The organism is Pantoea sp. S-LA4 (assembly GCF_054482835.1).
The window spans coordinates 248,658-265,147 of sequence record NZ_JBTLRC010000004.1; the positions used below are offsets into that span (position 1 = coordinate 248,658).

Below are 16,490 nucleotides of genomic sequence, written 5' to 3' on the forward strand. Positions count from 1 at the left end.
TGATATAATCACCCAGCTAATTATTAATGGTTGATAGGTTAGAGATCTATATTTAGCCGCGTTGTTAAAAGCTGCGGCTTATTATGCCTGGCTCCCAAGGGCTATTTCTGACCCGCTGGCGCTACTGACGATATAAACATGTCTTTAAAAACAGTGTTGACTTTGAAATTTAAAAACGTAAAGTAAGACACATCAGAGGTAAACAAGCCGTCTCTGATAGAGAAATAGTAAGTTGAAGGTTGAGTTAAATTAGTCACCACTCCTGTTATATCGAGTCATTTATTAATAGCACTGTTGTATCGCGTTACCGTTAGATTCTGTAGCAGTATGTTGTGTTGTAGTAAGTTTGTTGTAAGTGCTTGAAGTTGAAGTAAGAAGTAGTCGCGATGATGTAAGGCCTCGTAGTTCTGAACGTTTACGTTACGACAGGATACGATTGCGGTTTAAACGTCGTAATGAAAGTAAGGCAACGCATCAAAGAGTATATATCGCGATGGGGGGGTGCAGGTTTATCCGGGCCTGACCTGTCTTTGTCTCATAAAAGACTATCAGGTGGTGAAAACCGCTAATGATAATGAGTGACATTTCGTATTCGTTATTATCCGCAGGACCTGTTCATAAATAGCAGTACCTAAGCAGTAAGTCTCAATTAAGTTCGTTAATGGTAAATGTTAAATTGGCAGTACCTTAAAAGCCCTGGCTATCTCAGTCAGGGCTTTTATCATTGGAGCCGCTGACGATAAAGCATGGTGTTATGGGTAAAAGTATCGGTCACACTGCGGACTGCACGCTAACTTTCCTTTCAGCAACAGTGATCCTTTTCATCTCCAGCTCGTGCATAGCCGGGTATCGGCTCGTTGTTACTGTCGTTGCTGGTAATCTTCTTCCTGTTGAATCTCTTTATTACTTCCTCTATGTGCAGCATCAGCACTTCCAGTCGGGCGAAACCGGATACCAGAATGCGTCGTGCTGGCTGATCGACCTGAGACAGATGCGTTCATTTTCACAATCGCGCTCACGTCAGCGGGTGCGGCCAGTCATAACCGGCCTGAGGATGTGCTGATCAACGTTTCGATGACCCAGGGAGCGCTTTTTCAGGCCCGCTTTTTGCTGTTCAGTTCCGCCAGTCGTAAGCCGCTACGTTTTACATCGCGTTTAATTTTTTAATCAAAAGTAAAAAAATGTTAACCCGCTATCAGAGGAAAAACATATATCGATGACGAGTAACTTATTATCATCAATATACTTTTAACCGCTTCCCGTTTTGCTTGCGGATATATCGCTATCGCTTCGCCTAAATAGAAATCCGTCCCCGCTGTTTGTAATAGCCTTGCAGGTCGCAAAGGCCCGGCTAGACTTATCACTGCAACACGAAAACGGCTGGCGTAATAGAATTATGCTGGTTGCCATTAATCAAATGACAATATGTTCAGGAGGAAATTATGGCCGAACATCGTGGTGGTTCAGGTAACTTCGCAGAGGATCGTGAGAAAGCATCTGAAGCAGGTAAAAAAGGCGGACATAACAGCGGCGGTAACTTCGCTAATGACCGTGAAAAGGCTTCAGAAGCCGGTAAAAAAGGTGGCCAAAACAGCCATGGTGGTGGACGTAAGTCCGAATAAAAAGCCGACTATAGGGTCTTTTTAACCATCAGCCCCGGCGCTCTGCCGGGGCCTGTCGTTTTACCGTTTCGATATAAAAAAAACGCTTCGTTATTTTTCCGTCACCTGCAGCGTCATCTTATTTTCCGGTTAGTTAAACCTGATTACTCTCTGTTTAATGTTATCAGATTCGCCGTTTCGTTATTTTCTGAGTTTTTCATTCTTCTGTAATCAATAAATCCCTCTGGTTTAATAGCATAGCGCTAAACCCTTCGATATGATTATTTCTCTGTCATCACTTTTAACGCCCACCAGAGCTGAAAAATCCTGTTCCGTTGCGCTTATGTTACTGAACGAGTCGTGGATGTAACCAAATCTGTCGCCTCGCTGGCCGTCGAGATCAGCAACTGGCGTAGCCACTGATGGCCTTTATGACGATGGGTGCGTTCATGCCAGGCCAGGGTTTTGGTAAAGCCAGCAACAGGCAGAGGAGGCGGCAGGATGATCAGACCGGCTCCGTTAAGCGCAAGGCGACGCGGCACCACACTGATTAAGTCGCTCAGCCGCAGAATGTCGGGTAATACCAGAAAGCTGCAGACAGAGAGCGTGACCCGGCGGCGGCGGCCAAGCGCTGCCAGCGCCTCATCGGTGACGCCAGAGAAACTCCCGCCGGGATAAGAAACCAGCGCATGATCATACGCACAGAAGGCATCCAGGGTGAGCGGTCCGTCTGCTGCCAGTGGGTGATCGTCGCGTAGCAGACACACATATTCTTCGTCGAACAGTCGCCGGCTATGCAACTCCTGTGGCGTCGTATCCGGCGTCAGCAAGGCCATATCCACCTCACCGCGCTCAAACTGCTCCTGCAATGTCGCATTATTGACCGGCACCACAGCAACCCGGATTCCGGGCGCTTCGCGCCGCAGCTGAGCCATGAACGGGACAACGACTGCACGCAGCGCATAATCTGTCGCTGCGATGTGCATCGTCATTTCAGCGGTTAACGGATCAAACTGTTGCGGCTGGAGCAGCTCATCCACTTCCGCCAGAATCGCTTTAACCGGACCAGCCAGTTCCAGCGCCCGCAACGTCGGCACAATACCGCGCTGCGCACGGGTGAACAGCGGATCATTAAAGCTCTCACGCAACCGGGTAAGCATGCCGCTTACCGCTGGTTGGGTCAGCGACAGGCGTTCAGCGGCACGGGTCACGCTGCGCTCATCCAGTAATGCATCCAGCGCTTTCAACAGATTCAAATCCACGTTCTGAAGTGTGGTGCCCATTTTTCCTCACAACCGGCCAGCCAGCATTGGCATTATGATATTAGTTAAAATAATATCATAGATAATATATTGCGATTGGCGTTATTTCATGGCTCGCCCGACACTAAGCCTGTCCGCTGCAACACCCGGCGATGCAGCTTCCAAACTGAATGAGGGTCGAAAAAATGAAAATGAACGCAATTGTCTGGCCAGAAGGTTTTGTCCCGGGTTACACCGATAACTTTTGCTCGAATGAAGTGATCGTGAAGGATCTGACCGTCGAAGATATCTGGCACTTACTGAGTGAACCGGTGCGCTGGTCTGATTATTATGCCAATTCAGCCAATGCTCGTTTCTATGACCATAAAGGCCCGGTGCTGGAGCAGGGCGTGCGCTTCTATTTCGAGACCTTTGGCTTTCCGGTAGAAGCGCAGGTCACTGAATGTGTGGCGCCAGCTGAAGGTGAGGCCGCACGTCTGGCCTGGCATGGCTGGGCAGGTGAACCCGGTGCCGCCGATCGCCTTGATGTGCTGCATGCCTGGCTGATTGAAGTTCTGCCGGGTAACCGGGTACGGATTCTGACTCAGGAGACGCAAAACGGACAACCGGCCCGCGAGTTAGCCGTCACCAAACCAAATCCGATGATCAATGGACATCAGGAGTGGCTGGATGGGCTGGTGGCTGCGGCAACATCGGCTAAAGCCTGAGCCGGACGAGCTGATCCGCCTTCATGCTCAGACCCAAACCTGCCATCCCTTTAGCCAGCGGCAGATTCGCGCACCGAACAGTGCGCCCGCCATGTTATCGACATCCGTTGCGATTGATCGGTTGCCGGAGAGAGGCCTTGCGCTGCGGCTATCCGTCTCCCGGCACTTACGGAAAATCAGGACCATGACAAAGGCTCATCGCAGTCGCGCCAGAATTTTTTTGCTGATGCGTGACGATGACGCCTGCTTCAAAATATTCCTAAAGGAATAACGTTTGGCAGGTCTCACTCTGTAATCTGAAATTAAATCGTTTTCAGGCTGTTAATTTACGGAGAGGAGTGCTATGAAAACGACGATATTAGTTGTGATGAAGTGTAAATAAATCCTGCTGAAATATGTAATATAAACTGTATCTATATCATTGTGTTAAGCACGTCCTGTTCCTGAGGTTTTTTTAAAAAGAAACTTTCAGCCAGCCGCATCTTGCCATTTTTTACAGTTTCACATGGTAAAAATAATTTCCTGAGCCATATTAATTAATCCAGGGTGAATTACCTGGTTGATGAATAATGCCTGTTACTTTCCCGTTATTTTAAAAATATCTGATGATGTAAGGGACTAATATGAGCTCTGATTCCATTAACACGCTTTCCACTGATTTGTCTCAGTTTGTCGGCACGCACTTTGTCTACACCTACGACAACGGCTGGAAATATGAATGGTATGCACGTAATGAAACCACCTGCGATTACCGCATTCATCAGGGGCTGGTGGGCGGTCGCTGGGTGACTAATCAGAAAATGAATGCGGTGCAGTTTGCGCCAGGCATTTATAAGGTTGACTGGCATGAACCTACCGGAACCTGCGTCAGCCTGCTGTTTGATCTGTCACGTAAGATCGTTCACGGCACCATCTTTTTCCCGCAGTGGATTGCTGGCGAAGGTCAGCATCCGGAGAAGACGATTTGTTATCAGAACGATTTTATAGAAGACATGCATCGCTTCCGCGATGAAGGTCCCGCTTATCCCTACGTCATTATTCCTGAGTTTGCTGAGGTCACTTATATGAAAAATGAGGGCGCAGACAACGATGAGGTGATCAATAAAGCGCCGGGCCAGTTGCCCAGCGACTTTTTTGACGGTAAGTAAGCGATAAGGTTACCCGTCCTGCTGCGGGCGGGTAACCGGCGACTGCCGTGCCAGCGTCCGGGCCAGTATTGAGGAGTAAAGAGGTTTGCCGCCAAGAAACTGTGCCAGCAGCGTGGCGCCCAGGCAGGTAATAATCATCGGCAAAATCAGCTGGTAGTTATCGGTCATCTCCAGCACCAGTACAATGCCGGTCAGCGGCGCACGCACTGATGCGGCAAACAGCGCACCCATACCGGCGATAGCGAAGGTACCAGGATCGAGCTGGTAGAGCGGGAAGAGCCCGGTCATCACCACCCCAAACGCAGTACCCAGCAGCGTGCCAAGCGCCAGCATCGGCGCAAAGATGCCGCCCGGCGCACCGGAGCCAAAGCAAAGCAGCGTGGTGATCAGCCGGACGATAAAAATCAGCAGCAACAGAGCGAGAGGAAAGATTCCATGTACCGCCTGAGGAATCAGTTCTGAACCGCCGCCCGCGCCCGGCGCAAACAGCAGTGACATCACACCGCAGCCGCCACCGAGCAGCGCGCCAGCCAGCAGGACGCGAGCCGTTTTACCGGCATACAGGCGGGCAAACAGATCCTGTGTCAGAAATATGAGACGATTGAATGCGACACCGACCAGGCCAATCACCATCCCCAGCACCAGATAGAGCCACAGCGTCTGTACCGGCGCATCTGCCAGTTTGCCCACCGAGATCACCGCCTGCTCACCGTTAAAGCAGCGATAAACGATGCTCGCCATGATCACCCCGGTGAACACCGCTTTTATCGAGATCAGGTTATAGCGAAACTGAGGGCGCATCTCTTCGATAATAAACAGGATACCGGCCAGCGGCGCGTTAAAGGCGGCTGCCAGACCCGCCGCCGCCCCGGTCGCCAGCAGCGTATGACGCGTCTCGTTGCTGCGCAGCCCAATGATATCAATCACCATCCGGCCAATATTGCCGCCCAGCTGAACGGTAGGGCCTTCCCGGCCCAGCACCATTCCGGCGCCCAGCGTGCCCAGACCGCCAAAAAACTTCACCGGAATGACTCGCCACCAGCGCACCGGTCGCAACTCCTCCAGCGCCCCTTCAATTTCAGGGATGCCTGAGCCGCCCGCTTCAGGGGCAAAACGCTTCACCAGAAAATAGCCGACCATCGCCAGAACGGCTGAGACTGCAAACGCGACTGCATAGAGCGACGCGCCCTGCAGCAGCGCCGGAGAGATGTTATCAGCTCGCCACTGCTGTATCGCCTGAACTGCGCTGGCAAACGCCACGCCAGCCAGACCGACCAGCGTACCAACCAGCGCGGCACAGAACAGCACCGCCAGTGGGGTTTTATCGCGATAGAGCAAAGCACGAAACATCCGGCTGCGCGCAGCCAGCGTGCGGGGAACATACACCGACTGCGGTGATTCTTCATTCATGCGGGAAAGTTCTTGTTTGTATCAGACCAGACCTCACAGTGTACTGAGTGACGCCGGGAATACAAAACATCATGCGAATGCCTTGCCGATCTGAAGCGCTGCCGGTTATCCCGCCTGCGGTGGACATACCACCTGGGCCATCCGTTCGCGGTAGGCTGAGTTATCGTTATTTTTAAGCGCCTGCGCTGCCGCAATTAACGGCGTTTTATCCTGCGGGTCATTCAGGAAGGTCTGGCGCAGGGCGTCATCTGAAAGGTCGGGTGGCAACTGGCATTTCTGACGCAAATCATCGGTAATCTGCTGTTCCCGAAGGGCAAACTTCAGCGTTTCATAAGCCGATTTAGCCATCGCCAGCGGGCTAAACAGCAGTGAAATAATCAGGGCGGTGCGTACCACTTTAATCATGATGATCTCCGGAGGGTTGCAGATCTGAGCGGGTCTTCAGCCGTTTTCAGTTAGCATTCATTGCGATGAGTGATTAGCCTGAAAGCAATATCGTTAACGGATTGCAGTCAACGAGCCGCAATTGACTCACTAATCATAGCAATACTGGCGCTACAGGGAGCAGAGATGCAGCCACATTCCACTGAAATTCTTGCCGCAGATTGTTGTATCGTCGGCGGCGGCCCGGCCGGATTAATGCTGGGCTATCTGTTTGCCCGTGCGGGTCTTAGGGTCGTCGTCATCGAAAAGCACGCCGATTTCCTGCACGATTTTCGCGGCGACACCATTCATCCCTCGACGCTGGAGATCATGGCTGCGCTCGGTTTATTAGAAGGTTTACTGAAGCTGCCGCATCAGTGCGCGGAAAAACTGGAGGCGGAGATCGCGGGCCAGAACATCACCATGGCGGATTTCTCGCGACTGCCGGTGCAGTGCCGTTTTATCGCCTTTATGCCGCAGTGGGATTTCCTGAATTTCCTTGCAGCAGAAAGCGCCCGCTACCCCGGCTTTACGCTGCTGCAATCAACGGCGTTTGAAGATTTTCTCTACGATCATGACAGCGTCAGCGGCGTGATCGCCAGCCGCGGCGATCAGCAACTGCATATCCGCTGCAAAGTGGTGATCGGCGCCGATGGTCGTCACTCACAGGTCAGAGCGCGAGCCGCACTCACCAGCCAGACATTCGGCGTTGCGCGTGATGTTATCTGGTTCCGGCTGAGCAAACAGCCAGACGATCCGGTGTCTGGCATGGGACACAAAGGTCCGCGGCAAAACTTTATCGTGATCGATCGCGGTGACTACTGGCAGTGCGGCCTGACGATTCCGAAAGGCGAATTTGAGACGAAAAAAGCCGCCGGCCTTGAGACTTTTCTTGCTGAAGTTGCGGCGATTTCGCCGTTTGGTGCCGGACGCATCAACGAAATCACTCACTGGGATCAGTTTAAGCTGCTGTCGATTCGCATTGACCGGCTGGATAAGTGGGCCCGGCCTGGCGTGTTATGCATTGGTGATGCCGCTCATGCGATGTCACCGATTGGTGGCGTTGGCGTCAATCTGGCGATTCAGGACGCGGTGGCGACGGCCAATCTGCTTACCGGGCCGCTGCTGGCCGGTGAACTGACGCTGCGCGATCTGGAAAAGGTCCAGCAGCGTCGGCAATTTCCCACGGTGGCGACGCAATTCCTGCAAATTAAAATGAGCCGTAATAAGGCCAGACGCAAATCGACCCAGGGCAGTAAAATCCCGGCGATAATCCGCCGCCTGCCGTTTCTGCGTTTTGTCTTTGGCCGACTGATTGGGCTGGGTTTCCGTACTGAAACGCCGCTGTTGCACAAGTAAAGGAAAGAAGTAAATGGTTTCGACAGCGATCAGATATCATGCGACACTGTTTCACGCTGAAATTAATGTCAGCCTGCATCGCTACCTGTCTGAAATTTGGGCGCTAATTAAGTCTTATTAAGCGAGATTATTTTCGGTTTTGCGCCTGTATAGGGGATATTTCAGTGCATAACGATCAAAATGGCAGTGACGAAAAACGTCTCAATGCGGTCAAAGCACTCTTGTCACCTGATGAAACCCGCGATCAGGTGCTGGAGGAATTTGTTCATCTGGCCAGCCAGGTATTAGGGATCTCCGGCAGTTTTATTTCGATTATTGACGACCATAATCAATATATTAAGGCCTCGCGCAATTTCGACCTTAAACAGTCGACCCGCGATGAGTCCCTGTGCCGCCACGTTATCGATGGCGAAGGGCATCTGGTGGTGTTCGACACTCTGCTGGATTCACGCTTTGCTGTGCACCCGTTTGTGGAAGGTGAGCCGCATATCCGTTTCTACGCCGGGGTTTCGCTTGAGAACCTCGACGGTGCGGTGCTGGGTACGTTGTGCGTCACTGACACTCAGCCGCATTCGTTTTGTGCAGAGAAGCTCGACACGCTGAAGCTGCTGGCCCGACTGGTGACCTCGTTTCTCGATGCCTGGAACAATGCCGGTTTCGCCGATGTCATCACCCATCTGCCTAACCGGCCACGGCTGATCCGCGATATTCAGCAACTGTCGGTCACCGCACCCCACAGTCGCTTTCGTCTGATCCTGATCGACTGCATCGATATCCCACGCGCCTATGAATTGTCGCGCACCGTGGGCATCGCGCCGATGGAAAAACTGCTGCGACAGATGGCGGAGCAGGTCACTGCGCGGCTTGATTTGCCTGCGGGCGAAACGCTTTACTCATTCGCGCCCGGCCGTTTTGCGGTGATCCAGCCCTGGTCAGGTCGTTATACCGCACACAGCATGATTGAGGTGCTGCAGGGGATGAAGGCGGATCTGGCAGAAAATATTACCCTCGATCTGGATATTTTTACCGGCGAAACTGATTTTGTGCCCGGTCAGGTCAGTGCCAATGAGATGGTCCGTCAGGCGGTCAGTGCGCTGCACGAAGCGATTGATGAAGGTATCAGCACAATGTCTTTTGATGAGAGCTACGATACCCGCCGGACTGAAGATTTCATGATCATGAACGATCTGGCGCTGGCGCTGAAAAAAGATGAAGGTCTCTACCTGGCTTATCAGCCCAAAGTCTGCCTGAAAAGTGGCAAGACGGTGGGGCTGGAAGCCCTGATTCGCTGGCATCATGCAGAACGTGGCGAACTGTTCCCGTCGGAGTTCGTCCCCTTAGCCGGCAAAACCAACCTGATTTCCGATCTGACTAACTGGGTCATCGACCATGTTATCGATCAGCTGGCGCGCTGGAACCGTGAATACACCCTGATTCCGGTGTCGATTAACGTCAGCGAGCGGGATTTCTCGAAAAAAGAGTTTGCCGATTCGCTGGTGGCGAAACTGCAGGCAGCGCAACTGCCCGCCTCGGTTATTGGCATTGAGTGTCTGGAAAATGAGCTGATCACCGGGAATAACATCGCTATTCATGGCCTGGAAGCGCTGAAATCGCACGGCTTTGTCATCTCGCTGGATGACTTTGGTACCGGCTACAGTAACATCAGCTACCTGCAGGATATTCCGCTGGACGTGATCAAAATCGACATGTCGCTGATTTCCCGGATGGCGGAAGATGACTCGTCAAAAATCATCGTCAAACGGATTATTCAGATGCTGAAAGAGCTGAACTATACCGTGCTGGCTGAAGGGGTTGAGACTGAGGCAACGCTGGGGTTACTGAAGGAGTACGGATGCGATCAAATCCAGGGCTACTTCTTCTCTAAACCGCTGCCCGCCAGTGATATTGAGCACTGGCTGTATCAGAAACCGCTCTGATGTGAAGCCCGCAGCCACCGCTGCGGGCTTCATCGGTCAGTCACCGCCGATGGCGTAGTGCTCAACCGGGGTGATTTGCTTGATCAGATGGTTATCATATAAAAATTGCTCATAGGCCTGATAACGGGCGCGGTCCAGCTTAACCGGGTCGTCTGCAAACAGCGGCAGTGAGACCCGCCACGCCTGATGATTTAATGGCGTATTCAGTTCAGGATGCGCGCCAGCAAACGCCTGCCAGCTGGCTTCCGGATGCGCTTTTAATTCTGCCACACCCCGTTTTAGCGCCCGCATAAACTTCTTAATTTTCTCCGAATGCGCGTCGTCGCGGTTAGCGACAATAATCAGCTCGTCATAGGCGGGAACGCCATAATCCTCAACGTTAAACACCACCGGCTGTTTACCCTGTAGCCTGATTTCAAGCGCTTCGATATTGCGATAGCCGCCAATAACCGCGTCGACTTTGCCGGTCAGCAGCGCGCTGGTCAGCTGGAAGTTAACGTTGATCAGCTGTACCTCGCTGGACTTCACGCCGTCGTGCTGCAGCATGGTATCGAGCGTCGCCTGTTCAATGCCACTAACCGAATAGCCAATCCGCTTTCCCTTCAAATCAGACGGTTTTTTCACGGTCTTATCCAGAGTAATCAGGGTATTCAGCGGGGTATTGATCAGCGTGCCGACCCGCATCAGCGGCAAACCCTGATCGGCAAAAAAGTGCAGCTGCGGCTGATAGGTTATGGCCAGGTCCGCCTGCTTCGCCGCCACCAGTCGCGGCGGCAGTGATGGATCGGAGGGCGGCACGATCGTTACCTCCAGTCCTTCCGCTTTAAACGCGCCGGTTTGCTGCGCCACCATAATCGGCGCATGGTCCGGATTGATATACCAGTCGAGCATCAGGGTCAGTTTTTCCGCCGCATGCAGCGGGCTGGAGAGGGCGGCGCTGATCATCAGCGCTGACAGAACAGGTTTTAGCATTGGTTTATCTCGCAGATTAGAGGTCATGAGGCACTCTCAGGAGCCCAGTCGATCAGGCGGTGAAGCAGGGCATCGACGGCCAGCCACAGCGCCAGCGTCATCAGCACCAGAATAAACAGCGCAGCAAAACAGATATCGCTCTGCATCCGGGCATTGGCGTTCAGCATCACATAGCCCAGACCTTCTGCTGAACCCACCCATTCGCCAATGATCGCGCCAATCGGCGCCACCGCCGCCGCCATTCGTAATCCGGTGGCTAAGGCAGGCAACGCAGCTAATAGCCTGACGTGACGCAGTTGCGATGCGCGTGATGCGCCCAGCGTCTGCGCCAGATCCAGATAGCCGGTTGGCACGCGCCGCAGACCATCATAAAAGGCCGAAGTTACCGGAAAGAAAATCACCAGCACCGCCATTGCCACTTTGGCGCTCATGCCAAAGCCAAACCACAGCACCAGCAGCGGAGCCAGCGCAAACACCGGAATCGCCTGGCTGGTGAGGACCAGCGGCATCATCCAGCGTTGCAGACGCGGCGAAAACGTCATGCCCAGCGCCAGCAGAGCGCCGAGCGCGACGCCGGTGATCATCCCGCAGAGGATCTCGGTGAGGGTAATCAGGCTGTGATAGCCGAGCCAGGCTTTGTTCGCCCATAACGCCTGTGCCACCGCAACGGGCGAAGGCAGCAGAAACGCCGGAATCGACGTCAGGGTGATCAGCCACCACAGCGCAATCAGTCCACTAAACAGGGTGATGCCGCGCCACATTCTGGCTAAACCGTTAAGCTGTTTCATCCGGCCACCTCTGACAGTGACAGTTTTTGCAGTAGGGCTGCCTGACTCTCTATGACGCCGATATCGTTCGGCACGCGCGGCGGCTGGCCCGGCAACGGCTGACAGGATTCCAGACCGGAGGCGCTGAGTATCAGCATCTGATGGCTCAGCCGACAGGCTTCCGCCGCATCATGGGTGATCAGCAAAACGGTATGATGTGCCAGCACCTCCGCCGCCAGTGTTTGAATCTGATGGCGGGTCAGGGCATCAAGTGCGGAAAAAGGCTCATCCATCAGGACGATCGGTTTGCGCGCATACAGCGTGCGGGCCAGCGCAGCCCGTTGCCGCATCCCGCCGGAGAGCGTCGCGGGCCGCGCCGTTGCGTGACGATGGAGACCTACCCGCTCCAGCAGATGTTGCGCCCAGAGGCGGTCCGGTTTTTCACCCTTCAGACGGCTGGCAAGGCAGACATTTTGCTCAATGCTCAGCCACGGATAGAGCAAATCTTGCTGGCCCATCCAGGCGATCCGGCCAGCCAGCGGCAGGCCATCACTGCCGCTAATCACTCCGGATGTCGGCGGCGTCAGGCCAGCGATGACGCGCATTAAGGTACTCTTTCCGATACCGCTGGCACCGAGCAGGGCAGTGAAACTTGCCGGGAGAATCTCCAGACTGAGCCGGTCAAACAGCCGATGCGCGGCAAAATCGACGCAAAGGTCACGGATTGAGATGCCGGGCGGCAGTAATGCTCCTGAGTCGCTCATGGTGACAAAGGGGATTGATGATTGAGCCCCATCTGCCAGAAGGCGGATTCCAGTTGGGTGGCGGTGGTGAAGAGGGTTGCCAGCCGTTCAAAACGCGCTGCGCCGGCGCGCTGCCGGGCCAGCGTTTCGAACAGTGCCAGTGAGGCTCTGACGCCCGCCAGATAATCGGCATCGCCATAATTCTCTATCCAGGCGGCATAAGGATTACCGTCGAACAGCGTGGCGGGAGCCTGTAACAGCCTCAGGCCGATTTCGGCATAGCCTGCAACGCACGGCATCAGCACGGTCAGCAGCTCCAGCGCATCTCCACTGTGGCCGACATCCAGCACGTAGCGGGTGTAGTTGAATGTTTCAACCGCTTCGGTCTGACTGAGCAGCGCGGCTTCGCTGATCCCCCATTGCTGGCAGTAAGCCCGATGCAGCGGCAGTTCATTGACGATGGCATTGAGAGAGGCCGTTGCGGTTCGCAGCGCGACCGGATCGTGCAGTTTGCTGACCAGCAGCCCATAGGCGCGGGCAAAATGCAGCAGGAACAGATAATCCTGGGTGAGATAATGCCGAAAGGCGGCCGCTGGCAGCGTGCCCTGAGCGAGCTGCTGCACAAAATCGTGAGAGACATAGGCGTGCCAGTGATCGCCAGCCCGTTGTCGCAGGCGGCCATAAAAGCCGGTTTCAAAAAGTGAAAGTGACATGGGATCTCCAGTGACTGTTGGTTAACGAAAAGTGTTAACTCAGGGAGATCCGGGCATACGGTGAAGAACAGGCAATGATGCAGGAGATGTTGCAGAAGACTCTGCCGACCCGTCCCTTCGCTGGCATGACCCAGATCAGGTTCAAAGGGTTCGGTTTGCACCATCTCAGCCCATAACAGGACACCCCTCGGAGACGTTTGTTATACGATAATTGTCAGCGGAATACAACGGCACGCCGCCGGCCTGCAACAGCCGATGGCACCGCTAAACCGCTGCGGTTTAGCGGGCTAAGCCAGTGACGTTGTCACTCAAGATCTTCACCGTTACTGGCGATCACCTTTTTATACCACCAGAACGATTTTTTCCGACTGCGGGCCAGCGTTCCCCGGCCAAGGTCGTCCCGATCCACATAGACAAACCCGTAGCGTTTACTCATTTCGCCGGTTGATGCGGCCACCAGATCGATGCAGCCCCAGCTGGTATAGCCGAGCACCGGCACGCCATCGGCGATGGCGTCGCCCATCGCCCGGATATGCTCACGCAGATAGCTGATGCGGTAATCATCTTCAATCTCACCCTGAGCGTTAATCGTATCCCGTGCGCCAAGGCCATTTTCCACCAGGAACAGCGGCTTCTGGTAGCGGTCATACATCATATTCATGGTGATGCGTAACCCAAGCGGATCGATGCCCCAGCCCCATTCGCTGCGCGTCAGATGGGGATTAGTCAGAGACTTCACTACGTTGGCGGCGCTGCTGTTAAGCTCGTTCATCTCCGCCGACGCGCAACGCGAGGCGTAGTAACTGAACGAGACGAAATCGACGCTGTTTTTCAGGATTTCCGCATCGCCGTCGGCTATCTCCAGACTGACTCCTTTTTCACGGAACAGCCGCGCCGCATAGGCGGGATAGTATCCGCGCGCCTGCACATCAATGAAGAACAGGTTTTCGCGATCTTTCTCCAGTGCCGCCCAGACATCTTCCGGTTTGCTTGACCAGGGATAGAAATTGCCGCCCGCCAGCATACAGCCCACCTGATTCGCCGGGTTAATCTCATGGGCGATTCGGGTCACCAGCGCGCTGGCCACCAGTTCATGATGGGCGGCCTGGTACTTCACCTGGTCGTGATTTTCATCCGCCTCAAATACCAGTCCGGCCCCGGAGAACGGGCTGTGCAGCAAGATATTGATCTCATTAAAGGTCAGCCAGTATTTCACCAGACCGTCAAAGGCCTCGAAACAGCTGCGGGCATAGCGGGCAAAAAAGTCGATCATTTTGCGATTCCGCCACGAGCCATATTCGGTCACCAGATGCATCGGTACGTCAAAGTGGCACAGGGTGACCAGCGGTTCGATATTGTATTTCCGGCACTCTTCAAACACCGCGCGGTAGAAGGCAATCCCCTCCGGATTCGGCGTCAGTTCATCACCATTCGGATAGAGCCGGCTCCAGGCGATGGAGGTGCGAAATACGCTGAATCCCATTTCCGCCATCAGCGCGATGTCTTCCGCATAGCGATGATAGAAATCAATGGCGTCATGGCTGGGGTAAAACTCATCCTCGCGCAGGGTGAAACGCCGCTCCAGCCCGAGTTTCACCGGCATCCGATGCGGGCCGTGGGGGATCATATCAACGGTGGTTAAGCCCTTTCCGCCTTCACGATAGCCACCCTCAGCCTGGTTGGCGGCTAACGCACCGCCCCATAAAAATCCTTGCGGGAATCTTGATTCAGACATGACATCCTCTGTTTTCGGGTCAGCATGGCCCATTAGTTAGCGTTAATCGCGTTGGTGCGCTCGGATGCAGGCGTTGCTGCTGGCGCGGGCGACGGTTCGGTTTCAGGGATGTCCTCGAAACCTAAAATCAGCGTCAGCACAAAGGACAGTACCACCGACAGCACCATCACGGCGGCAACCCAGACCATAGACATAGGGTTGGCGGGATCGAAAAATTGTACGCTGGTAAACAGGCCAGGCGAGGCCATTGAATGACTGGCCAGTCCGCCAATCCCGGCCACCGCACCACAGATAAAGCCGCTGATTAAGCAGGCGATCAGCGGACGTTTTAGCCGCACCGCTACGCCATACAGTGCCGGTTCCGAAATGCCGGCAATGATCGCTGATGCCGCTGCGGCCAGCGCGGTCTGGCGCAGTTCGCGATTTTTAGTCCGGAATGCCACCGCCAGCGACGAACCGCCCAGCGAAAGATTGGCACCAATTTCTGACGGCATCACCATGCCCTCTTTACCGGTTTCTGCAATGGTCTGAATGATGGTTGGGGTAAAAACCCGGTGCATCCCGGTCATCACCAGCAACGGCCAGATAGCACCCATGATGGCGACCGACAGCCAGCCGAGATAACCGTGAACGGTATAGACCAGCGCTGAGATGCCGCTACCGATCCAGATGCCAATCGGCCCAATCAGCACAATCGCGATTGGGGCGGCAATCAGCACAATCAGCATTGGCTTGAGGAAGTTTTTGGTCACGGCTGGGGTAATGCGATCCACGCCGCGCTCGATGTGCGACAGAATCCAGGTCATCACCAGTGCCGGGATCACCGTATAGGTATATTTCACGGCGGTCACCGGGATAAAGGCAAACTCCACCGGCTGGCCCTGAGCCGCTTTCGCCATCAGGTCAATGAAGTTGGGATGCACCAGCACGCCGGCAATGGCTATCGCCAGCGACATGTTGGTTTTAAATTTCAGCGCGGCCGAGGCCGCTACCATCACTGGCAGGAAGAAGAACGCGCCATCGCCAATGACGTTCAGTATCACCAGCGTTGATGAACCTTTTTCAAACACGCCCGCCATATCGAGGATCATCGCCAGCAGCTTAACCATCGACCCACCAATAATGGCGGGAATCAGCGGTGACATGGTGCCGACCAGCGCATCCAGAATGCCGGCACCGATCCCTTTCAACGTCAGCTTACGCTTAACCGGTGCCGATGAGGACGCGGAGGGCGAGCCGAGCTGCATCACCGCCTGATACGCCTGCGAAACATTATTGCCAATGATCACCTGGCATTGGGTGTCGTTATGTACCACGCCCATTACGCCATCGATGGCCTTCAGCCGGACGAAATCGACCTGGGTCTGATCTTTGACCACAAAGCGCAGGCGGGTCATGCAATGCGTAAGCGCTTCGATATTGGTGAGGCCACCTAACGCGTCGACAATCGCGCGTGAAACCTCGTCATAGTTTCTGGGCATGGGGGATCTTCTCTGTAGGGTAATCGGTCAGTGTTATGTTTTTTTGCCCTGTGTCAGCGGCGAATAGGAAACCGGTTTCACAAAATCATGAAGATCTTTACTGACGGCGACAAGCGCTAAAAATCACCACTTTTAAATTTTGTGATGTAGCTCACCCCGAAATCGTGAGCCGGGCGCGGTTACGCCAGCGAAAATATTTCCAACAATGAGAGGCTTAGGTAGACTGCAATCA

14 protein-coding genes and 1 riboswitch are annotated in these 16,490 nt (G+C 54.2%); of the genes, 5 read left to right on the forward strand and 9 right to left on the reverse strand.

Translation table 11 applies throughout. The features are described from left to right. The first annotated feature begins 1,442 nt into the window (after positions 1-1,442). Positions 1,443-1,622 (forward strand): con-10 family general stress protein, encoded by a 180-nt coding sequence (locus ACX3P5_RS21720; protein ID WP_233988292.1) that lies wholly within the window; start codon positions 1,443-1,445, stop codon positions 1,620-1,622. A 320-nt stretch (positions 1,623-1,942) separates the two neighbouring features. Here the strand turns inward: ACX3P5_RS21720 and ACX3P5_RS21725 are convergent, their stop codons facing one another. Next, complete coding sequence (locus ACX3P5_RS21725) at positions 1,943-2,884, reverse strand: LysR family transcriptional regulator (RefSeq protein WP_458969372.1); 942 nt, start codon at positions 2,882-2,884, stop codon at positions 1,943-1,945. A gap of 170 nt (positions 2,885-3,054) precedes the next feature. Here ACX3P5_RS21725 and ACX3P5_RS21730 point away from each other — a divergent pair, with 170 nt between their 5' ends. Beyond that, entirely contained in the window at positions 3,055-3,570 is a 516-nt protein-coding gene (locus ACX3P5_RS21730; protein WP_458969476.1) for an SRPBCC family protein, read from the forward strand. A 623-nt stretch (positions 3,571-4,193) separates the two neighbouring features. Further along, on the forward strand, positions 4,194-4,718 hold the full coding sequence (locus ACX3P5_RS21735) for a phenolic acid decarboxylase (RefSeq protein WP_262287746.1): 525 nt from the start codon (positions 4,194-4,196) through the stop codon (positions 4,716-4,718). 9 nt (positions 4,719-4,727) lie between these two features. On the opposite strand, the gene clcA is transcribed toward ACX3P5_RS21735, so the two are convergent. Continuing rightward, positions 4,728-6,128, reverse strand: coding sequence for a H(+)/Cl(-) exchange transporter ClcA (gene clcA / locus ACX3P5_RS21740; RefSeq protein WP_233988290.1), 1,401 nt, complete (start codon positions 6,126-6,128; stop codon positions 4,728-4,730). Positions 6,129-6,233: 105 nt separating this feature from the next. Continuing rightward, positions 6,234-6,533, reverse strand: coding sequence for a YicS family protein (locus tag ACX3P5_RS21745; RefSeq protein ID WP_458969373.1), 300 nt, complete (start codon positions 6,531-6,533; stop codon positions 6,234-6,236). A 165-nt stretch (positions 6,534-6,698) separates the two neighbouring features. Between ACX3P5_RS21745 and ACX3P5_RS21750 the strand changes: the two genes are divergently transcribed. Beyond that, positions 6,699-7,910 carry an FAD-dependent oxidoreductase gene (locus tag ACX3P5_RS21750; protein ID WP_458969374.1) on the forward strand — a complete coding sequence of 404 codons (1,212 nt, stop codon included), beginning with the start codon at positions 6,699-6,701 and terminating at the stop codon, positions 7,908-7,910. Positions 7,911-8,074: 164 nt separating this feature from the next. Beyond that, positions 8,075-9,847, forward strand: coding sequence for a sensor domain-containing phosphodiesterase (locus ACX3P5_RS21755; protein WP_458969375.1), 1,773 nt, complete (start codon positions 8,075-8,077; stop codon positions 9,845-9,847). A gap of 36 nt (positions 9,848-9,883) precedes the next feature. On the opposite strand, the gene ACX3P5_RS21760 is transcribed toward ACX3P5_RS21755, so the two are convergent. From ACX3P5_RS21760 to ascF, 6 genes are all read right to left on the reverse strand, one after another. Then, positions 9,884-10,819, reverse strand: a complete 936-nt coding sequence (locus ACX3P5_RS21760) for an ABC transporter substrate-binding protein (RefSeq protein WP_458969376.1) — start codon at positions 10,817-10,819, stop codon at positions 9,884-9,886. Positions 10,820-10,842: 23 nt separating this feature from the next. After that, the gene (locus ACX3P5_RS21765; protein ID WP_336756099.1) at positions 10,843-11,607 is read right to left on the reverse strand and encodes an ABC transporter permease; all 765 of its coding nucleotides are present in this window, start codon (positions 11,605-11,607) and stop codon (positions 10,843-10,845) included. Continuing rightward, entirely contained in the window at positions 11,604-12,350 is a 747-nt protein-coding gene (locus ACX3P5_RS21770; RefSeq protein WP_233988283.1) for an ABC transporter ATP-binding protein, read from the reverse strand. The genes ACX3P5_RS21765 and ACX3P5_RS21770 overlap by 4 nt, the downstream gene beginning before the upstream one ends. Further along, a complete protein-coding gene (gene tenA / locus ACX3P5_RS21775) occupies positions 12,347-13,042 on the reverse strand; it encodes a thiaminase II (RefSeq protein WP_458969377.1) in 696 nt (231 codons plus the stop codon). Before tenA ends, ACX3P5_RS21770 begins: the two co-directional genes overlap by 4 nt. A 95-nt stretch (positions 13,043-13,137) precedes the next feature. Further along, positions 13,138-13,240: riboswitch (TPP riboswitch) on the reverse strand. A gap of 106 nt (positions 13,241-13,346) precedes the next feature. Next, positions 13,347-14,777 (reverse strand): 6-phospho-beta-glucosidase, encoded by a 1,431-nt coding sequence (locus tag ACX3P5_RS21780; protein ID WP_336756104.1) that lies wholly within the window; start codon positions 14,775-14,777, stop codon positions 13,347-13,349. Between the two features lie 32 nt (positions 14,778-14,809). Further along, a complete protein-coding gene (gene ascF / locus ACX3P5_RS21785; RefSeq protein WP_336756105.1) occupies positions 14,810-16,258 on the reverse strand; it encodes a PTS cellobiose/arbutin/salicin transporter subunit IIBC in 1,449 nt (482 codons plus the stop codon). Between the last annotated feature and the right edge of the window lie 232 nt (positions 16,259-16,490).